Origin of the sequence: Saccharomonospora cyanea NA-134 (assembly GCF_000244975.1) — a bacterium.
GTDB classification, from domain to species: Bacteria; Actinomycetota; Actinomycetes; order Mycobacteriales; family Pseudonocardiaceae; genus Saccharomonospora; species Saccharomonospora cyanea.
The window spans coordinates 3,575,505-3,592,062 of record NZ_CM001440.1 but is presented as its reverse complement, the minus strand read 5'-3'; the positions used below and the strand labels follow the sequence as shown (position 1 = coordinate 3,592,062).

At 68.8% G+C, this 16,558-nt stretch carries 15 protein-coding genes; 9 read left to right on the top strand and 6 right to left on the bottom strand.

Going from position 1 to position 16,558, the window contains the following annotated elements; all coding sequences use genetic code 11:
* Positions 1-29 precede the first annotated feature (29 nt).
* The gene (locus SACCYDRAFT_RS16810) at positions 30-554 is read right to left on the bottom strand and encodes a DUF402 domain-containing protein (protein WP_005457968.1); all 525 of its coding nucleotides are present in this window, start codon (positions 552-554) and stop codon (positions 30-32) included.
* 59 nt (positions 555-613) lie between these two features.
* On the opposite strand from SACCYDRAFT_RS16810, the gene SACCYDRAFT_RS16805 reads away from it, so the two are divergent.
* The 3 genes from SACCYDRAFT_RS16805 to uvrB all read left to right on the top strand — a co-directional run bounded on the left by SACCYDRAFT_RS16805 (position 614) and on the right by uvrB (position 4,460).
* Positions 614-1,876, top strand: a complete 1,263-nt coding sequence (locus SACCYDRAFT_RS16805; RefSeq protein ID WP_005457966.1) for a PucR family transcriptional regulator — start codon at positions 614-616, stop codon at positions 1,874-1,876.
* A 128-nt stretch (positions 1,877-2,004) separates the two neighbouring features.
* Complete coding sequence (locus SACCYDRAFT_RS16800; RefSeq protein WP_332306952.1) at positions 2,005-2,247, top strand: hypothetical protein; 243 nt, start codon at positions 2,005-2,007, stop codon at positions 2,245-2,247.
* Positions 2,248-2,300: 53 nt separating this feature from the next.
* Positions 2,301-4,460, top strand: coding sequence for an excinuclease ABC subunit UvrB (gene uvrB, locus SACCYDRAFT_RS16795; protein WP_005457962.1), 2,160 nt, complete (start codon positions 2,301-2,303; stop codon positions 4,458-4,460).
* Positions 4,461-4,470: 10 nt separating this feature from the next.
* Here uvrB and SACCYDRAFT_RS16790 read toward each other — a convergent pair whose 3' ends face one another.
* Positions 4,471-4,851: a VOC family protein gene (locus SACCYDRAFT_RS16790; protein ID WP_005457960.1), complete on the bottom strand. Its 381-nt coding sequence runs from the start codon at positions 4,849-4,851 to the stop codon at positions 4,471-4,473.
* A gap of 306 nt (positions 4,852-5,157) precedes the next feature.
* Between SACCYDRAFT_RS16790 and SACCYDRAFT_RS16785 the strand changes: the two genes are divergently transcribed.
* Together SACCYDRAFT_RS16785 and SACCYDRAFT_RS16780 are read left to right on the top strand one after the other, a co-directional pair.
* Positions 5,158-6,519: a hypothetical protein gene (locus SACCYDRAFT_RS16785; RefSeq protein WP_005457958.1), complete on the top strand. Its 1,362-nt coding sequence runs from the start codon at positions 5,158-5,160 to the stop codon at positions 6,517-6,519.
* Positions 6,520-6,620: 101 nt separating this feature from the next.
* Positions 6,621-7,028: a hypothetical protein gene (locus SACCYDRAFT_RS16780; RefSeq protein WP_005457956.1), complete on the top strand. Its 408-nt coding sequence runs from the start codon at positions 6,621-6,623 to the stop codon at positions 7,026-7,028.
* Positions 7,029-7,068: 40 nt separating this feature from the next.
* On the opposite strand, the gene SACCYDRAFT_RS16775 is transcribed toward SACCYDRAFT_RS16780, so the two are convergent.
* Both SACCYDRAFT_RS16775 and SACCYDRAFT_RS16770 read right to left on the bottom strand, forming a co-directional pair.
* Entirely contained in the window at positions 7,069-8,019 is a 951-nt protein-coding gene (locus SACCYDRAFT_RS16775; protein ID WP_005457955.1) for an ABC transporter permease, read from the bottom strand.
* Positions 8,016-10,883, bottom strand: a complete 2,868-nt coding sequence (locus SACCYDRAFT_RS16770) for an alpha/beta fold hydrolase (protein ID WP_005457954.1) — start codon at positions 10,881-10,883, stop codon at positions 8,016-8,018. The genes SACCYDRAFT_RS16775 and SACCYDRAFT_RS16770 overlap by 4 nt, the downstream gene beginning before the upstream one ends.
* A gap of 309 nt (positions 10,884-11,192) precedes the next feature.
* Between SACCYDRAFT_RS16770 and SACCYDRAFT_RS16765 the strand changes: the two genes are divergently transcribed.
* Positions 11,193-12,209, top strand: coding sequence for a TerC family protein (locus SACCYDRAFT_RS16765; protein WP_005457953.1), 1,017 nt, complete (start codon positions 11,193-11,195; stop codon positions 12,207-12,209).
* 41 nt (positions 12,210-12,250) lie between these two features.
* Positions 12,251-14,203 carry a S9 family peptidase gene (locus SACCYDRAFT_RS16760; protein WP_005457952.1) on the top strand — a complete coding sequence of 651 codons (1,953 nt, stop codon included), beginning with the start codon at positions 12,251-12,253 and terminating at the stop codon, positions 14,201-14,203.
* Here SACCYDRAFT_RS16760 and SACCYDRAFT_RS16755 read toward each other — a convergent pair.
* Both SACCYDRAFT_RS16755 and SACCYDRAFT_RS16750 read right to left on the bottom strand, forming a co-directional pair.
* Positions 14,196-14,849 (bottom strand): RES family NAD+ phosphorylase, encoded by a 654-nt coding sequence (locus SACCYDRAFT_RS16755; RefSeq protein ID WP_005457951.1) that lies wholly within the window; start codon positions 14,847-14,849, stop codon positions 14,196-14,198. The two genes, SACCYDRAFT_RS16760 and SACCYDRAFT_RS16755, sit on opposite strands and share 8 nt — an antisense overlap.
* Before the next feature lie 30 nt (positions 14,850-14,879).
* Complete coding sequence (locus SACCYDRAFT_RS16750) at positions 14,880-15,464, bottom strand: MerR family transcriptional regulator (RefSeq protein WP_005457939.1); 585 nt, start codon at positions 15,462-15,464, stop codon at positions 14,880-14,882.
* 212 nt (positions 15,465-15,676) lie between these two features.
* On the opposite strand from SACCYDRAFT_RS16750, the gene SACCYDRAFT_RS16745 reads away from it, so the two are divergent.
* Positions 15,677-16,069 carry an NUDIX hydrolase gene (locus SACCYDRAFT_RS16745; protein WP_005457932.1) on the top strand — a complete coding sequence of 131 codons (393 nt, stop codon included), beginning with the start codon at positions 15,677-15,679 and terminating at the stop codon, positions 16,067-16,069.
* Positions 16,070-16,277: 208 nt separating this feature from the next.
* The gene (locus tag SACCYDRAFT_RS27330; protein WP_408640293.1) at positions 16,278-16,538 is read left to right on the top strand and encodes an SRPBCC domain-containing protein; all 261 of its coding nucleotides are present in this window, start codon (positions 16,278-16,280) and stop codon (positions 16,536-16,538) included.
* The last annotated feature ends 20 nt before the right edge of the window (positions 16,539-16,558 follow it).

The window sequence follows — 16,558 nt, the reverse complement described above, 5'->3', positions numbered from 1 at the left end:
GTGGATCGACCGGTGGGTTCCTCCTCGGGTCAACCGATCGGTGGATACCTGCGCCACGTCGTCGGCATGCCGATGCTCGCCAGCCACCGAGGCAGGTCGTAGTCGTGGGCGGTGAGCGCCTCGACGGTGCGGTAGGTGCGCTCCAGGGCGCTGCGTGCGGTCTCCAGGGAGATCAGCCCGTGCTTCGTCGCCTCGAGCAACTCGTCGGTGTCCAGCACCGTGACCCGTTTGCCCGCGCGGACCGTGAGGTCCAGGTACAGATCGGTGGTGACCCACTCGTCGCCGCGGACGTCCACCGACACGACGTCGACGTAGAAGTCCTGTTCGAGTTCGTGCCCGGGGTTGAACCAGAAGTCGGTGACCCGAAGTCCCAACTCCGGCAGCACCCACGACTCGAGGTAGTGGAACTGGGTGCGGCCGGGCGTGGGTCTCGCCAGGTAGAGCCCGAACTCCTCCACCCGGAACTCCTCCACGGCTCTGCTGACCCCCTTGGGGTCGACGTTGACGCCCTCGGCCAGGTCGAATCGTTCGCGCTTCGGCGGATGTACGCCCATATCCGCACATCCTGGACCATTCCCGAGACCGCGATCCAGATCACGTCTAGAGTGTCCGAGTGCAACGGCGGGCCGACGTCGGCAAGTGGATCGCGGAGATCGCGGCCGCACTGGCCGACCGCGAAGAGGAGCTGACGGCCGACCTCGTCGGCCTGTACGAGCGGGAGCTCCCGAACCTGGTGTACGACGACGAGAGCATGGTGAGCCTGTTGTCGGCGAGCGTGTACCAGAACATCGACACCGCCCTGCGGATCTTCCAGCACGACATCGACCCGGAGCGTGTCGAGGCGCCCGCGGCGGCGATGGAGTACGCGCGGCGACTCGCCCAGCGCGGCACCCCCGTGATCGACCTGATCAGGGCGTACTACCTCGGGCAGACGGCGGTGCTGGAGAAGGCGCTCGACGAGGGGACCCGCCGGGTTCCCGATCCGTCCGAGCTCGGAGCCTCGATGCGGCATGCGCTCACGACGACGTTCCGGTTCATCGACCGGGTGACCCGGCAGGTGATGGCGGCCTACGAGGAGGAGCGGGGCCGCTGGTTGCTCAACCGCAGCGCCGTGCGGGCCGCACGCGTGCGTGCCGTGCTCGACGACGACACCGTGGACGTCGGGGCGAGCGAGGCCGCGCTCGGCTACCGGTTGCGGGGTGATCACGTGGGCTTGGTCGCGTGGTACCCGGCGCAGGCCGATCCGCCGGATCCGCTGGCGGGGCTCGAGGCGTTGGCACAGCGATTGGGCCGCTCGGGCACGGGGGGTGTGAGTGGCGATCCGCTGTTCGTGCCCCGAGACGAGATGTGTGCGTGGGTGTGGTTGCCGATGCCGCCCTCGTCGCTCGACGTGGGAGATGTCGAACGGCTCGTCGCCGAGCTGGACACCGACGTTCGCGTGGCGCTGGGCGACCCGGCGCGGGGCGTGGAGGGCTTCCGGCGGACCCACCGACAGGCGTTGCGGGTGCAGGCACTCGCACTGGCCGCGGGGGAGGAGTGCGCGCCCGTGTTGACGTTCTCGGACGTCGGTGCGGTCGCCCTGATGAGCTCCGACCTGCCGTCCGCGCGCACCTGGGTGGAGCACGTGCTCGGTCCGCTCTCCGTGGACGATCCGCAGCACGAACGGTTGCGCGAGACACTGCGGGTGTTCCTGTCGACGGGCGGCAGCTACACCGCGTCGGCCGCCCTGCTGTCCATGCACAAGAACTCGGTGCAGTACCGCGTACGCAAGGCGGAGGAGATGCTCACCGTCCCGCTCGGGGAGCGGCGCCTCGACGTCGAGCTCGCGCTGAAGCTCTGCCACCGGCTCGGCGGCGCCGTCCTGCGGAAGAAGTGAACAAGGGGGTTTCGTTCCGACGGACCAGCGGGCTCGCCCAATCTTTGGTCGCTCGACACGAAGAGTGTTCGGCTGTGGACGCTTAGGCTCCTCCTATGGGGTCCGCCTTACCTGAACAGGGTGACGCAGTGGTGCTCGCTCGCTTGCGGCGAGGAGTCGTCGGCGAGACCAGACGGGTCTGCCACGTCGTGCCGGTCCCCGACACGAACGGAGTCCCCGACCAGCTCCTGGCGCTGTGCGGAGCGGTGCTGCGGCGAGGCGAGTCGGAGTGGCTGCCCTCGGTGCGAGGCATGCCGTGTGAGCGCTGCCTGGCGGCTGTCGCCTACCGGGCCCGACACCGGCACACCGAGGTCCTGCGACCCGCGAGCTGACGACGCGCCTTCCGGCGGCTGAACCGTCGGTGTGTCCGCCTACTCTGGATGACGTGGCTTTCGCGACCGAACATCCCGTACTCGCACACTCGGACTTCCGGCCGGTCTCCGAGGTCCCCCGCCTCGACGGCCGGTTCAAGGTGGTCAGCGACTACGAACCCGCAGGCGACCAGCCCGCTGCCATCGACGAGCTCGAACGCAGGCTCAGGGCGGGTGAGAAGGACGTCGTACTGCTCGGCGCCACCGGCACGGGCAAGTCGGCCACCACGGCATGGCTGATCGAGCGGGTGCAGCGGCCCACGCTCGTGATGGCCCCGAACAAGACGCTGGCCGCCCAGCTGGCCAACGAACTGCGCGAGTTGTTCCCGCACAACGCGGTGGAGTACTTCGTCAGCTACTACGACTACTACCAGCCCGAGGCGTACGTCCCGCAGACCGACACCTACATCGAGAAGGACTCGTCGATCAACGACGACGTGGAGCGGCTGCGCCACTCCGCCACGATGAACCTGCTGTCCCGTCGGGACGTCATCGTGGTGTCGAGCGTCTCCTGCATCTACGGTCTCGGCACACCGCAGTCGTACCTCGACCGGTCCACCAGGCTCGTCGTCGGCGAGGAGGTGGACCGCGACACCTTCCTGCGGGCACTCGTCGACGTCCAGTACTCCCGCAACGACCTGGCGTTCGCGCGTGGAACCTTCCGGGTACGCGGCGACACCGTGGAGATCATCCCCGCCTACGAGGAACTCGCCATCCGCGTCGAGTTCTTCGGCGACGAGATCGACAAGCTGTACTACCTGCATCCGTTGACCGGTGACATCGTCAGGGAGGTCGACGAGGTGCGGATCTTCCCGGCCACGCACTACGTCGCGGGGCCGGAGAGGATGGAGAAGGCCATCCGCGGAATCGAGAGCGAGCTGGAGGAGCAACTCGCGAAGCTGGAGAAGCAGGGCAAACTGCTGGAGGCCCAGCGCCTGCGGATGCGCACCACCTACGACATCGAGATGATGCGGCAGGTCGGTTTCTGCTCGGGTATCGAGAACTACTCGCGACACGTCGACGGCCGGCCTCCCGGCTCCGCCCCGGCCACGCTGATCGACTACTTCCCCGAGGACTTCCTCCTCGTCATCGACGAGTCCCACGTCACCGTGCCGCAGATCGGCGGCATGTACGAGGGCGACGCCTCACGCAAGCGGACGCTCGTCGAGCACGGGTTCCGTCTCCCCAGCGCCCTGGACAACCGGCCGCTGACGTGGGAGGAGTTCTCCGACCGGATCGGGCAGACCGTGTACCTCTCCGCGACCCCCGGCCCCTACGAGATGGGGCAGACGGGCGGGGAGTTCGTCGAACAGGTCATCCGGCCCACCGGCCTGGTCGACCCCGAGGTGGTCGTCAAGCCGACCGAGGGGCAGATCGACGACCTCGTGCACGAGATCCGGGTCCGCGCCGAGAAGGACGAGCGGGTGCTGGTCACCACCCTCACCAAGAAGATGGCCGAGGACCTCACCGACTACCTGCTCGAACTCGGAATCCGCGTGCGGTACCTGCACTCGGAGGTCGACACGCTGCGGCGAGTCGAACTGCTCCGGCAGTTACGGTCGGGCGACTTCGACGTGCTCGTCGGCATCAACCTTCTGCGGGAGGGGCTCGACCTGCCGGAGGTCTCGCTGGTCGCGATCCTCGACGCCGACAAGGAGGGGTTCCTCCGCAGCGGCACGTCGCTGATCCAGACGATCGGCCGCGCAGCGCGGAACGTCTCGGGGCAGGTCCACATGTACGCCGACACGATCACCGACTCGATGCGGTACGCCATCGACGAGACCAACCGGCGGCGTGCGAAGCAGATCGCCTACAACGAGGAACACGGCATCGACCCGACGCCGTTGCGGAAGAAGATCGCCGACATCCTCGACCGGGTCTACACCGAGGCCGAGGACTCCGCGCAGGAGATCGAGGTGGGTGGCTCCGGGCGTAACGCCTCGCGTGGTAAGAAGCCGGAGCAGGGCGACCGCGTGCGCAGCTCGGGGGTTCTCGCCGATCGCGACGTCTCCGACATGCCCAGGGCGGAACTCGCCGATCTCATCCAGCAGATGACCGACCAGATGATGCAGGCGGCACGTGACCTCCAGTTCGAGTTGGCCGCTCGACTGCGTGACGAGATCGCCGAGTTGAAGAAGGAGCTGCGAGGAATGGACGCGGCCGGGGTGCAGTGACAGGCGCGCCTCACCCGGCGCTCGGGTCGGGTTGGAGCATGCCGAAGAGGTTGCCTTCGGGGTCGCGGCAGTAGGCGATCCACCCGACCCCCGCGATGGACCTCTTCGCGGCCACGACTCTTCCTCCGGCCTGCTCCACCTCCCGAGCCATCAGGTCGAGATCGGGCACCTCCATGGTGAGCGGGAAGGCGTTCACACTGGCGTCGGGATCGGGGATCGGGCCCTCGCGCTGCGCGAGACCACCGTCGATGCCCGGTCCTTCGCCGGTCGTGATCAACCAGTAGGGGCCCGGTCCCGAGCGTTCGAACGACCACTCGAACACGGCGGTGTAGAAAGTGATGGCGCGTTCCGGGTCGGTGGCGTGGATCTCGAAGTGAACCGGTCGAGGCATGCGGAAACCCCTCGGGTGATGCGTGCGGGACGAGCAGCGGCGGCAGGAACGGCTGCGTCCCTGAATTGTCTCCCGTCACGGGCATGCCTGCCATCCGCGGACGGGAGACACCCGCTGAGTGGGCGGGTGGTTTTCGATGGAGGGGTGCTTGCCGAGCCGGGGTCACGGTGGGGCAGGAGCCGGGGCGCGGTAAGTCGGTGGCACACGGTGGGGTGAGGTCTGAATGCGACGAACACCGCTTGCGGTGACCGCCGTGCCACCACGTCCGCCCCGCCACGTGGTGGTACCCGGCTAGGCTTCGCCTTCGTGACCTGGAGCGTGGTGTCGGTACTCGCGTTCGCGGTGTCGTGGTGGCTCGGTCTGTACCTGCTGTCGCGCGGGCCGGGGAAGCCCGAACTGAGGAGAGCGGGGGCCGGCCTGCTCGGCTACGCGCTGGCTTTGGTCGTCGACGCCATGCTCGGGCACGTCGATGAAACCGCGTCGGCACGGTTCGTGCTGGTGTGCCTGCCCGCTGTCGTGTGGAGTGGGGTGTTCGTGCGCTTCTTCGGGGAGCGCACGAAACTCGCCGAACGCGTGTGGCGGCGTGTGCTGTGGCCGGTGGTGTTGGTGTCGGCCTGCGCCATCCTGGCTGGAGTGGAGGCCGCGCGCTTCGCGCTCGCGGCCGCGGCGGCGGTGGCCCTACTGATTGGGTTGGTGGGCGCGCTACTCGAACACTCCTCGCTGCGCGAACCCGCGGTCCGTGCCGCGGGCGTGCCCGCACTGCTGGTCGTCGGCAGCCTGCTGCTGGGACTCGGCCTGGTGTTGCCGCTGACGGGGCTCGAACTTCTGCCCCGGGAGCTGTCCCTGCCCCTCGTGGGGCTCGATCTCGTTCTCCTGGGACTCGGCATCGCCCTGGCCGATGCGTTCGACGAGGGCCAGGCATTGAAGACCGACATGCTGCGTTCCTTCGTGACGGCGGCGGCCGCCGCCGTGGTGTTCGGCGGCCAGGCTGCCGTGGCGCTCGTGCTGACCGGTCCTCGGCCCGTGTTGGTGGCCCTCCTCTACGGCATCGTGGCAGCGGCGGTGGCTCTGCAGACTCTCGCCACGCCCCTCCACACGGCGGTGGACCGCATCGTGTTGCGCTCGCGGCCCGCTGTGCGACGGTCTCGCGAAGAACTGCGCGACGCCGCCGACGCACTCGCCCGGCAGGCCCCGGGCACCGCGCTGGCAGCGCTGGACGAGCGCGAGTTCACCCGCCTCACGCGGCGGGCCCTGAGCCACTACGGGGACCTCGGCAAACTCGTGTCCAGCCCGCTCGTGAACCTACCCGCAGTGCGAAGAAGGCTGGCCGAGACGAACGCGCCGGACAGCCCGCTGGGGCGTGCGGCCGTCCTCAAGGCCCTCCTCGCCGAAAGCATCGCGCGACTCAAGCCCGCGACCGGTGAGGACTTCGGCACGAGTGAGGAGTGGCGCCACTACAACGCGCTGTACTTCTACTACGTGGTGGGCATCCGTCCCTACAGCGTCCGTACCAAGCGCACCGATCTCGACCCCGTGGCCCGGCGTGCGCTCGCGTGGTTCGTCGACCAGGTGCCCGAACGGACGTTGTACAACTGGCAGAACGCCGCCGCGAGGATCGTGGCGGCGGAACTGCGCGCCGAGCTGGCCCCACCCGTGCACCCCCTCTGACCTGCGGTTGGCAGTGTTCGGCACCGTTTGCCATGGAGGTGGCAGTGCGTGTGGAGGCAGCGTCGTCGTGACAACACGACACGCACTCCGAAGGAGAAGCCATGACGATCAGTTCGGCGCGACGGACAACCACGAAGAACGACCGGTTCGCCCGGCTGGCGCTCGGAGCCGACGGTGCGGCAACCGGGCTCACGGGCGTCCTGCTACTGCCCCTGGCCGGGATACTCGACCTGCTGCTCGGCTTGCCCGCAGGCTTGCTGATCGGCTTCGCGGTGTTCTTCGTGGTGTACGGAGCGAGCCTGCTTCTGTTGAGCAGGCGGCCGGTGGTGCGCCGCGGCGCGGTGTGGGGGGTGGTGACGGTGAACCTGCTTTTCGCGGTGGACACCGCGATCACGCTGGCTGCCGGTTGGTTCGACCTCACCCTCCTCGGAACCGTGGCATGCACGACCCTCGGTGTGATCGTGGCGGGTTTCGGAGCAGTGCAGGCACGAGCGGCCCGCGGTCTCTGAAACGAGGGCACCGACGACGCCGGGGTGGCCCACCCCGGCGTCAGCTCGTGATGTCCTTCGTCGCGAAACGGCGCGCGGCGAGCAGACCGAACACTGCCGCGTACAGGACCGCCGAAAGGGCGCCGTTCGCCATGTTCGTCCAGTCGACGTCCGTGGCGATCAGATCCATCCAGGCGAACGAGAAGTGGGTCGGCAGGAAGTCCCGCAGGTCGCCGAGAGTGGTGATCTGATCGAGGATCTGGGACAGGATCGCCACCAGCACGGTACCGCCGACCGCTCCGAGAGGAGCATCGGTGGACACGCTCAACAGCAGGCCCAGCGCGGCCACCCAGGACAGCTGGATGATGATGTAGACCGTGCCGAGCGCGATCGCGACCACGCTCGCACCGAACGACACGGAGTCGCCCGTAGGGCTGATCGCTTCTCCCGCGCCGTACCACACGACGCCGACGACGAGCGCCACCAGCGGAAGTACCACGAGCGTGAGAGCTGACAGCAGCGCGGAGGCGACGGCTTTCTGCCGCAACAACCGATGCCGGGGCACCGGGATGGCGAGCAGGTACTTCATGCTCGACCACGACGCCTCGCTGGCGACCGTGTCGCCGAAGTACAGGGCGACGATCATCGGCAACAGGAACGACCCCGACACCAACATCGCCACCACGACGAAGTTGGGCGCACTGGCCGTGGCCAGATCGATGAACCCGCCGGAGCGGCGGTTCGGACTGGCGTCGCCGATCTCGAGTGCCACCACCAGGATGACCGGCAACAACGCCACGAGGGCGAGCACCAGCTGGGTGCGGCGTCGGCGCAGTTGCCTGCGCAGTTCCACACCCAGCCGCAGCGTCCTGCCGGGACGGTACCCCACCACACCGCCGTCCGGACCGACTTCGGTGCTGGGGGAGCCCGCCGCGCTGAGTTCGTCCAGCGCGGCCGGGTCGGTGTGCACGCCTTCGTCCGTGCGAGTGCCGGACTTGTCGGCCTTGCTCATCGCTCGTGCTCCCCTTCTCCGACCAGTTGGAGGAACGCGTCCTCCAACCGGCGCCGTGGGCCTGCTTGTTCGACCGCCACACCTGCCCGTACCAGGGCGGCCACGGCTTCGGACCGCGGCATGCCGTCGAGGTCGGCGTGGACCACGTCGACGTCGGCCCGCGCACTCACCACGCCGTCGGTTTCCTGCAGGGCCTTCACCGCGGCTTCCGGGTTGTCCACACGGAACGTGGCTTCCCCGCCCGCGGACACGATGTCACTGACCTCTCCCGAGGCCACCAGTGTTCCGCGGTGCATGACGACGACGTGGGTACACGTCTGTTCGACCTCGGCGAGCAGATGGCTCGACACGACCACCGTGCGCCCCGTGGCCGCGTAGCGGCGCAGCACCTCACGCATCTGGTGGATCTGTGGCGGGTCGAGCCCGTTGGTGGGTTCGTCGAGTACGAGCAGGTCGGGCAAGCCGAGCATGGCTTGGGCGATGGCGAGCCGTTGCCGCATGCCCTGGCTGTAGGTACGCACTCGCCGGTGGACGGCGTCGCCGAGTCCTGCGATCTCCAGGGCCTCCTCGAACCGGGCCTGCTCGGCTGGGCGTCCGGTGGCCGCCCAGTACAGTTCGAGGTTCGCCGCGCCCGACAGATGGGGCAGAAAACCGGAACCTTCGACGAAGGAGCCGATCCGGGACAGCACCGGCGCGCCTGGCGAGATCGCGCGGCCGAACACCGTGATGTCCCCTCCGGTCGGCTGGATGAGGCCCATCAGCATCCGCAGTGTCGTGGTCTTGCCCGCTCCGTTGGGGCCGAGCAACCCCAGCACCTGTCCGCGCTCCACTCGGAACGACAGGTCCTTCACAGCGGTCAACCCACCGGGATAGGACTTGGTCAGGTTGCGGATCACCAGAGGTGTGTCGACGAGCTCGGGGTCTACCTGGTGCGACCTCCTGCGCCGGATCGCCGCGACGACGGCCACCAGGGCGGCCGCGACGAGCACACCACCGATGCCGAGCAGTTGGGCGGTGGGCCAACCGGACGTCATCGTGGTGCCGGGCACCAGCGGAACGGAGACAGCCGAGTCGCCGGCCAGGGAGATTCGGTACGCCGCCGGTTCCGTCGGCGTGGCATAGGCCTGGTCGGTGGTGGCCACCACGAGTTGGAGGCTGTGTCCCGCTTCGAGCGGGCGCACGACACCGGGCAGGGTGACCGTCACCTCGACCGGCGACCCGTCGCTGGGTAGCGAGGGGATCCGTACGGGAGCGACGGCGCTGCCGGGCAGGCTACGCGATCCGTTGGGATTGACGTCGTACAGCTTGACGAAGAGCACCGCGTCCTGGCCCCGTGCCGCGTCGGACGCGGCGGCGACGTTCAGCGTCACGGTCGGCGCTCCCGTGACCAGCACCTGGGAGTCCATCGGTTCCGAAGTGAAGGTGGCCGATTGGCCCGGTGGGTCGATGGTGAAGAGTCCGGACAGCCGTGACGAGTTGGCCACGATACGGTTCAGGCCGGGAAGACCGCTGACACCGGCGGGTGTGGCACCCGGTGGGCGCTGCGCCACCTGCTCACTCCCGGCGAGTGTGATCTGCCGTCTCTCGGTCGGCTCGGAGTTCAGCCCCGGGTACGCGTCGGCCTCGACGGTACGCACGGACGGGGCGCCGTTGGTGCGCAGCGCGCCCTGCACGTCGTAGGCGAACGGGATACCGGGGTCCTCTCCCTCACCGGTGAGGTGGTGGAGGAGGAAGTCGGCGATGGTGTCGCGCAGTTGTGAGCCGGGCACCCCGCCGTCGTGGCCGCCCGTGTACCAGATCACGGACACCTCCCCGCCGGCGTCGGTGATCTGCCGGGCGTTGGCATCGGCCTGGTCGAGCCCGAAAAGAGTGTCCGCGGTGCCCTGGACCAGCAACGTCGGCACGGTGATGCGGTCGGTGACCGACACCGGTGACACGTGCCGAAGGAGGGCCTGTGTCTCCTCGCCGGCGACGCCGTCGGTGGCCACGTCGGTGTAGGCCGCACACACCTCCTCGGTGAAACGGCCGCACGCACCCGAACCGGTGTCCCCGGCAGGGAGGCGTTGCCCGGGCACGGGAAGGGTCGCTTCCCCTGCGCCCGGAGCCAACGCGGCGTCCTCGTTCTCCTCGGGATCGTCGCCCGGCTCCAGTGCTTCCACACCGGGGCCGGAGGGCAGCGCGGGCCCGAGCCCGGCCGAGAACAACGTGCCCGCCCATGCCTGTTTGAAGACCCCGCCTTCGGAGAAGGCGCCCGGTGCGGGAGTGCGGGCGTCGACCGGCTCCCCCGTCGCGGCGTTGGGCAGCAGCGCCTGCCCCAGGTCGTTGTAGGTCATCACGGGGGCGATGACGTCGACCCTGTCGTCGGTGCCCGCGAGCAACAGGGCGACCGCGCCACCGTAGGACGCACCGGTGACACCGACGCGGGGATCACCGTCCCCGTCGAGCAGCACCTCGGGCCGGCCTGCCAGGTAGTCCACGAGTTGTGAGGCGTCGGCGATCTCGTGGTCCGGGTCGTTCAGGGCGATCCGCCCCGTGCTGCGGCCGAACCCCCTCGCCGAGTACGTCAGCACGACGAAACCGCGCTCGGCCAGTTCCGTGGCCTCGCGGGTGACGCTGTTCTTGTCACCGCCGAAGCCGTGTGGCAGCAGCACAGCGGGTGCGGGCGTCTCTTCGGGCACGTACATCGTGGAGTCGAGTTGCACGCGGTCGTCGGAGCCCGGCGCGGCGGCCACGTCGATGACCGCCTCGTTGGTGGTGTAGCCGGGTTGCTGGTCATCGGTGTCGACCCACACCAGCACACCGCCGACCAGGACAGCGGCCACGGCCAACAGCGTGAACAGACGCGCGCGTTTGCCGCGAGGCATCAGTGTTCGGGGCACGGCCGCAACACTATTGGGAGCTTCCTGAGAGTTTTCTCCGGGTTGCCGAACCGCTCCTGTCGGTCGTGTGATGGATCTTACGTCTCCCGCGCCGGTGACTCTTCCGACGACCACTGGTCATCGACTGTCACAGCCGACAAGATGGTGGGCGTTCGTGGAGGGGAGTATTCCTTCGCGGCGGCGTCGTCAGCACGGCTGTCATCTTTCGGACACCCGGCGCCGTCGGCCGGCGGGAGAGCCGGTGGGAGAGACCTCCGGTATTGGCCACTGAGCGCTGACCGGAGGTTGGCATACATGAGCGTGCCCGTATGGGTGTGGATCGCCACGGTGGGAGGCCTGCTCGTCCTCATCGCGGTCGACCTGGTGATCGTCGACCGGAAGCCGCACCAGGTCACCACGGGTGAGGCGGCCAGGTGGGTGATCTTCTACGTCTCCTGCGCCGTGTTGTTCGGCATAGGGGTGTGGGTTCTGGCCGGGCACGACCCGGGCGTCGAGTTCTTCACCGGCTACATCACCGAGTACTCGTTGTCGGTCGACAACCTGTTCATCTTCATGGTGATCATGGCGTCGTTCCGGGTGCCGTCGATCCACCAGCACCGGGTGCTGTTGATCGGCATCCTGCTGGCGCTGGTGATGCGGGCGGCGTTCATCGCCGTCGGCGCCGCGCTGATCGCCCAGTTCGTGTGGGTGTTCTTCGTCTTCGGCGGTTTCCTCATCTGGACCGCGGTCAACATGGTCAAGCAGAAGGACGAGGACGAGGAGTACACCGAGAACGCGTTGACGCGGCTGGTGCGCAAGCTCTTCCCGGTGACGCCGGACTACGTCGGGCACAAGATGCTCGTCAAGCAGGACGGCAGGCGGTACCTCACCCCGATGTTCGTGGTGATCGTGGCCATCGGCAGCGCCGACCTGCTGTTCGCCGTCGACTCCATTCCGGCGATCTTCGGCATCACGCAGGAGGCGTACCTCGTGTTCACGGCGAACGCGTTCGCGCTCATGGGACTGCGGCAGCTGTACTTCCTGCTGGGCGGACTCGTGGCCAAGCTGGTCTACCTGTCGTACGGGCTCGCGGTCATCCTCGGCTTCATCGGTGTGAAGCTCGTACTGCACGCGCTGCACGAGTACCACGTCACCCCCGCCTGGCTGGAGATCAACAACTGGATGTCCCTCGGGGTGATCGTGGCGGTGCTGACCATCACCACGGTCGCGAGTCTCAGGAAGGCGAAGCGCGACCCGAACGCCGTCAGCAAGATCAACCTGCAGGTGGAAGCGGCCGAGGAAGGGGAGCGGGAGCCCTCCCGAGACGGGTGATCCGTTACCTTCGCTAACTAGTTGGGTTAAGGTTCGGGGCCATGCGCCCCACAGATCTCGGCCGTACGGCCGTTCCCGGTCGTCCGGCGTTGAGGGGCGAGCTGCTGCTGACGGCGGTGGCTCGCCCCGACCCGGACACCGACACCTATCGCAGTTCCCTTGTTCGGATCGACTCCGGTGAGACCACGCCGTGGACACACGGCGAGCGGGACACCGCCCCGGCGATCTCTCCCGACGGCCGGTGGGTCGCCTTCCTCCGGGCGACCGGCACGGACGCTCCGCAGCTGTACGTGATGCCGTCCTCGGGAGGTGAGTCACGCCGGCTCACCCACCTGCCGTTGGGCGCCGGAGCGCCGGTGTGGGCGCCGGATTCCCGGCGAATCGCGTTCACCGCCCGCGTCCCCGAGCCCGGCCGGTACGGCACCGCCGTCGACAGTGGTGGAGAGGTGCTGAGCGCCGAGCGCGAACGCCCTCGGCGCATCACCCGTTTCGACTACCGCCTCGACGACGAGGGCTTCGTCCGCGACCGGCCTCGCCGCCTTTTCGTCGTCGACGTCGAAACCGCTGGGACCGCGCCCTCCGCGACGGAGGAGCCCGCGCCGCTGACCGGTGCCGCGGTCTCCGTCAAGGACCCGGCCTGGACCCCGGACGGCACCGGTGTGGTGGTCGCCGCGCCGCGGGACTGGGACGCCCGGGAGACGCAGCACCAGGACCTCTACGTGATCCCCGCCGACGGTGGTGAACCCGAGCTGCTCGTGCGGTGTCCGGGTGCTGCGGCGCATCCGGTGGTGGCCGACGACGGCACGGTGTTCTTCTACGGCACCGCGTTCGACGGCTTCGCCGCCGTCGCACGCAACACGGGTCTCTGGGCCACGTCCCTCGACACGAAGGCGCCACCTCGCAGGCTGACCGACGTGGAGACGGTCGACTGCGAGAGCGCGGCGGGGCCGCCCGTGCCACGACGGAACGACGTGCTGGTCGCCGTACGTCACCGCGGAGCCGTGGAGCTGCGCGGTGTGCCGCGCGACGCGGACGGCGCCGTCCTCGACACCCTGCCGCTGGTGACGGGGGATCGGGCCGCAGTGCGGTCCTTCGCAGCCGACGGAGACCGGGTCGCGGTCGTACAGGCCGGTCCCGCCGACACGGGAGAGGTCCTCCTCGTCGGCGCCGACGGTTCCGTGCGCGCGCTCACCGACTTCTCCGCCGCCCTGCGCGAGGCAGGCATCAGGCCCGTCGACGAGGTGACCGCCACGGCACCCGACGGCTACCCCGTTCACGGCTGGGTGGTGACGCCAGAGGGCGAGGGCCCGCACCCCGTGCTGCTGGTGGTGCACGGAGGCCCCTTCGCCCAGTACGACTGGGGACTGTTCGACGAGGCACAGATCTATGCCTCCGCGGGCTACCTGGTGGTGCTGCCCAACCCGCGTGGCTCCGCGGGATACGGCGAGTCGCACGGGCGCGCGATCGTGGGCGCGCTCGGCACGGTGGACGCCGACGACGTGCTCGCCCTGCTGGACGCCGTGTTGGAACGGCCGGACGCCGACGCCGACCGCGTCGGTGTGATGGGCGGCTCCTACGGCGGTTTCATGACCGGCTGGCTCGCCGCTCACCACGGGCACCGGTTCCGGGCCGCGTGGAGCGAGCGCGCCGTCAACGCGTGGGACTCGTTCACGGGCAGCTCGGACATCGGCTGGTGGTTCGCAAGCGCCTATGTGGGCGACGACGTCGAGGAGCAGCGCAGGCGTAGTCCTCTCACCTATGCCGACCGCATCAACATTCCGTTCGCGATCGCGCACTCCGAACACGACTGGCGCTGCCCGATCGAACAGGCTCAGCGCATGTTCGTGGCGGTGAAGACCGCCGGCTGCGAGACGGAACTGCTCCTCTTCCCCGGTGAGGGTCACGAGCTGACCCGTTCCGGACGTCCCCGCCACCGGATCCAGCGGTTCGACGCCGTACTGGAGTGGTGGCAGCGGCACCTGCCAGTCAGTTGACCAACACGTAGTTCAGCTCCTCGCACACCCGGGACAACGGTACGTCCAGTCCCGGGTGGTCGAGGGGGAGCAGGACGTCGGGAACGGACGGCAACGCGCCTCCCGCGGGCGGGTCCCACAGGCACACCGCGGGTTCGCCCGCGTCCATCGACGATCGGTACCAGACACCGTCGAGGTCGCGGTAGGCGGAGCGAATCGCCCGCGCCCATGCCTGGGTGATCTTCTTCGGGCCGCTGGAGATCTCCTGCGAGGCGCCGACCCGGGTCGGCCACAGGCCACACAGGTCGAGCAGACGCAACGTGCGGGCAGGGCGCACGACCACGAGGTGCGGACCCCGGGTCTTGCGGTCGACCGTCGACGTCGTCTGGTACACCTCGGCCACGCTCGTACGCACCGACAGCCCGAAGTACAACACTCCGTTGCGGGGGTCGGTGACCATCTCGCCGTGCCGGGGCTGCTGAGGGTCGAACCGTCCGTGCGGCAGTGGTCCCGTGTAGCGGAAGGTGTCCCACTGTTGCGGATGCCTGCCGTGGGCGGTGTACACGCGGACCAGCCGGGTGTTCGGGTGTACGGCGACGATGTCCTCGGTTGGGCGCAGCGCGTTGACCAGTACGGCCCGCGACGGCGGCCGGGGCAGTCTTGCCATGAACCGTGACTAACCGATCCGGTTCCGGGATCAGACGGGGGTGCCGAGCACGGAGACCAGTTCGGCCACCGGCTCGGGGTCGCCGCCTGCGAGCAGCCATTGTCTCGGAGTGGCCGGCCTACCGTTGATCACCAAGTCGGTCTGCGGCGTACTCATGAACGCCGCGACCACCAGCGCGGGCTGGTCGGCGGGCACGGCGCGCAGGACGACGTCGAGTCCCGGCAGCACTCCACTGGGTGTGAACTGCCATGCGGGCAGCCGCCAACCCGGAGCCTTCCAACCGGTGAGTCGTCCTTCCTTCAGCCGGTGCCGGATACGGCTGTCGTCGACTCCCAGCAGCGATGCCGCTTCGCCGACGGTGAGTGCGGAATCCGCGAGCACCGCGTGCGCGGCCACCGTCCTGGCCCGGTAGTCCCGGTCGTCGTCACTCTCCGGGGCCAGATCGAGCCCCACTTCCTCAAGAGCCGCTCGCTGGTCGGCCGAGAAGTAGTGCGACGGGTTCGGACTCGGGGGCGTCAGGCGCTTGGCCGCGTCCTCGACCAGCGCCAAGAACTCGGAGGGGTCGACTTTGAGCCCCGCCTTGGCGAGAACGTTCTTGAGAGCGATGGTCGTCATACGCCTAGAGTAACCCGGATGTGCGGGTTCGTGCGCTTCCGCTGCATGATTGTTCGATAATTCACCGTAACCGACACACACTGCACAACACCAAACACTTTCTGTGACAGCTTGCTCAGTCTGCCCGTGCGGGGCTGCTCTGTCCAGGCTTCCCAATGCCCCGCAGCTGTCACTCGCCCGGCCGCCGACTAGCGTCGGACGGTGTGAGCGGGGTGATCGACAGTGTGTCCTGGGTACTCGTTCGAGGAAGGCGGCTCCTGGCCGTGAGAACCCGGGGCAAGGACAAGTTCTACCTCCCCGGCGGTAAGCGGGAGGCAGGCGAAAGTGACGTCGAGTGCCTGTGCCGGGAGATCGGGGAGGAACTGGGGGTTGACCTCGAACCGCGCAGCTTCAGCCTGTTCTCGGTGCTGGACGAACTCGCCGATGGCTACTCCGACGGGCGCAGGGTGCACATGACCGCCTACACCGCCCGGTACGGCGGCCGGCTGCGTCCGGGCCGCGAGATCGCCGAGCTGGCGTGGCTGAGTTCGGCGGACACCCATCGCTGTCCGCCCGCCGGGCGGCGGGTCCTCGGCATCCTCGCCGAACGCGGGGAGATCGACTGAGGACCGCTGGTGCCTGGCGCCGAACGTTCCCGATCGGCTACCTGCCAGTCATGGCGTCTACCTTCGAGGTACTCGCCGAGTCATGACGGGAGGTCCTCCACCCGCTCCGCACCGGCGAACTCCCGGTCGGTGACCCCGTGCGGCGGGCGACGTCGAGTCCGCCTGCCGCACGAAGCACCTCGGCGAGACGCCGCCGACATCGACACACGTGGAGGGTCCCCGGTGGACGACACCCCGCACCCCGCCGACGGCAGATGGACACTGCGCTTCACCCGCCGCCTCCCCGTTCCCGGAGAAGGTGTGGCACGCCCTCACGGACCCCGAGCACCTGAGCCGGTGGTACCCCTCCCGGTGGCGGAACTGGAACCGCGGGCCGGAGGGGCCGTCCGCTTCCCGGAATGCGGCAGCGGGCAGGCCACGGCGGACGATGGCGACGGTCGTCTGCTCGCCTTCACCGCACGTTCGGTGACCGCGACTGGTCCCTACACC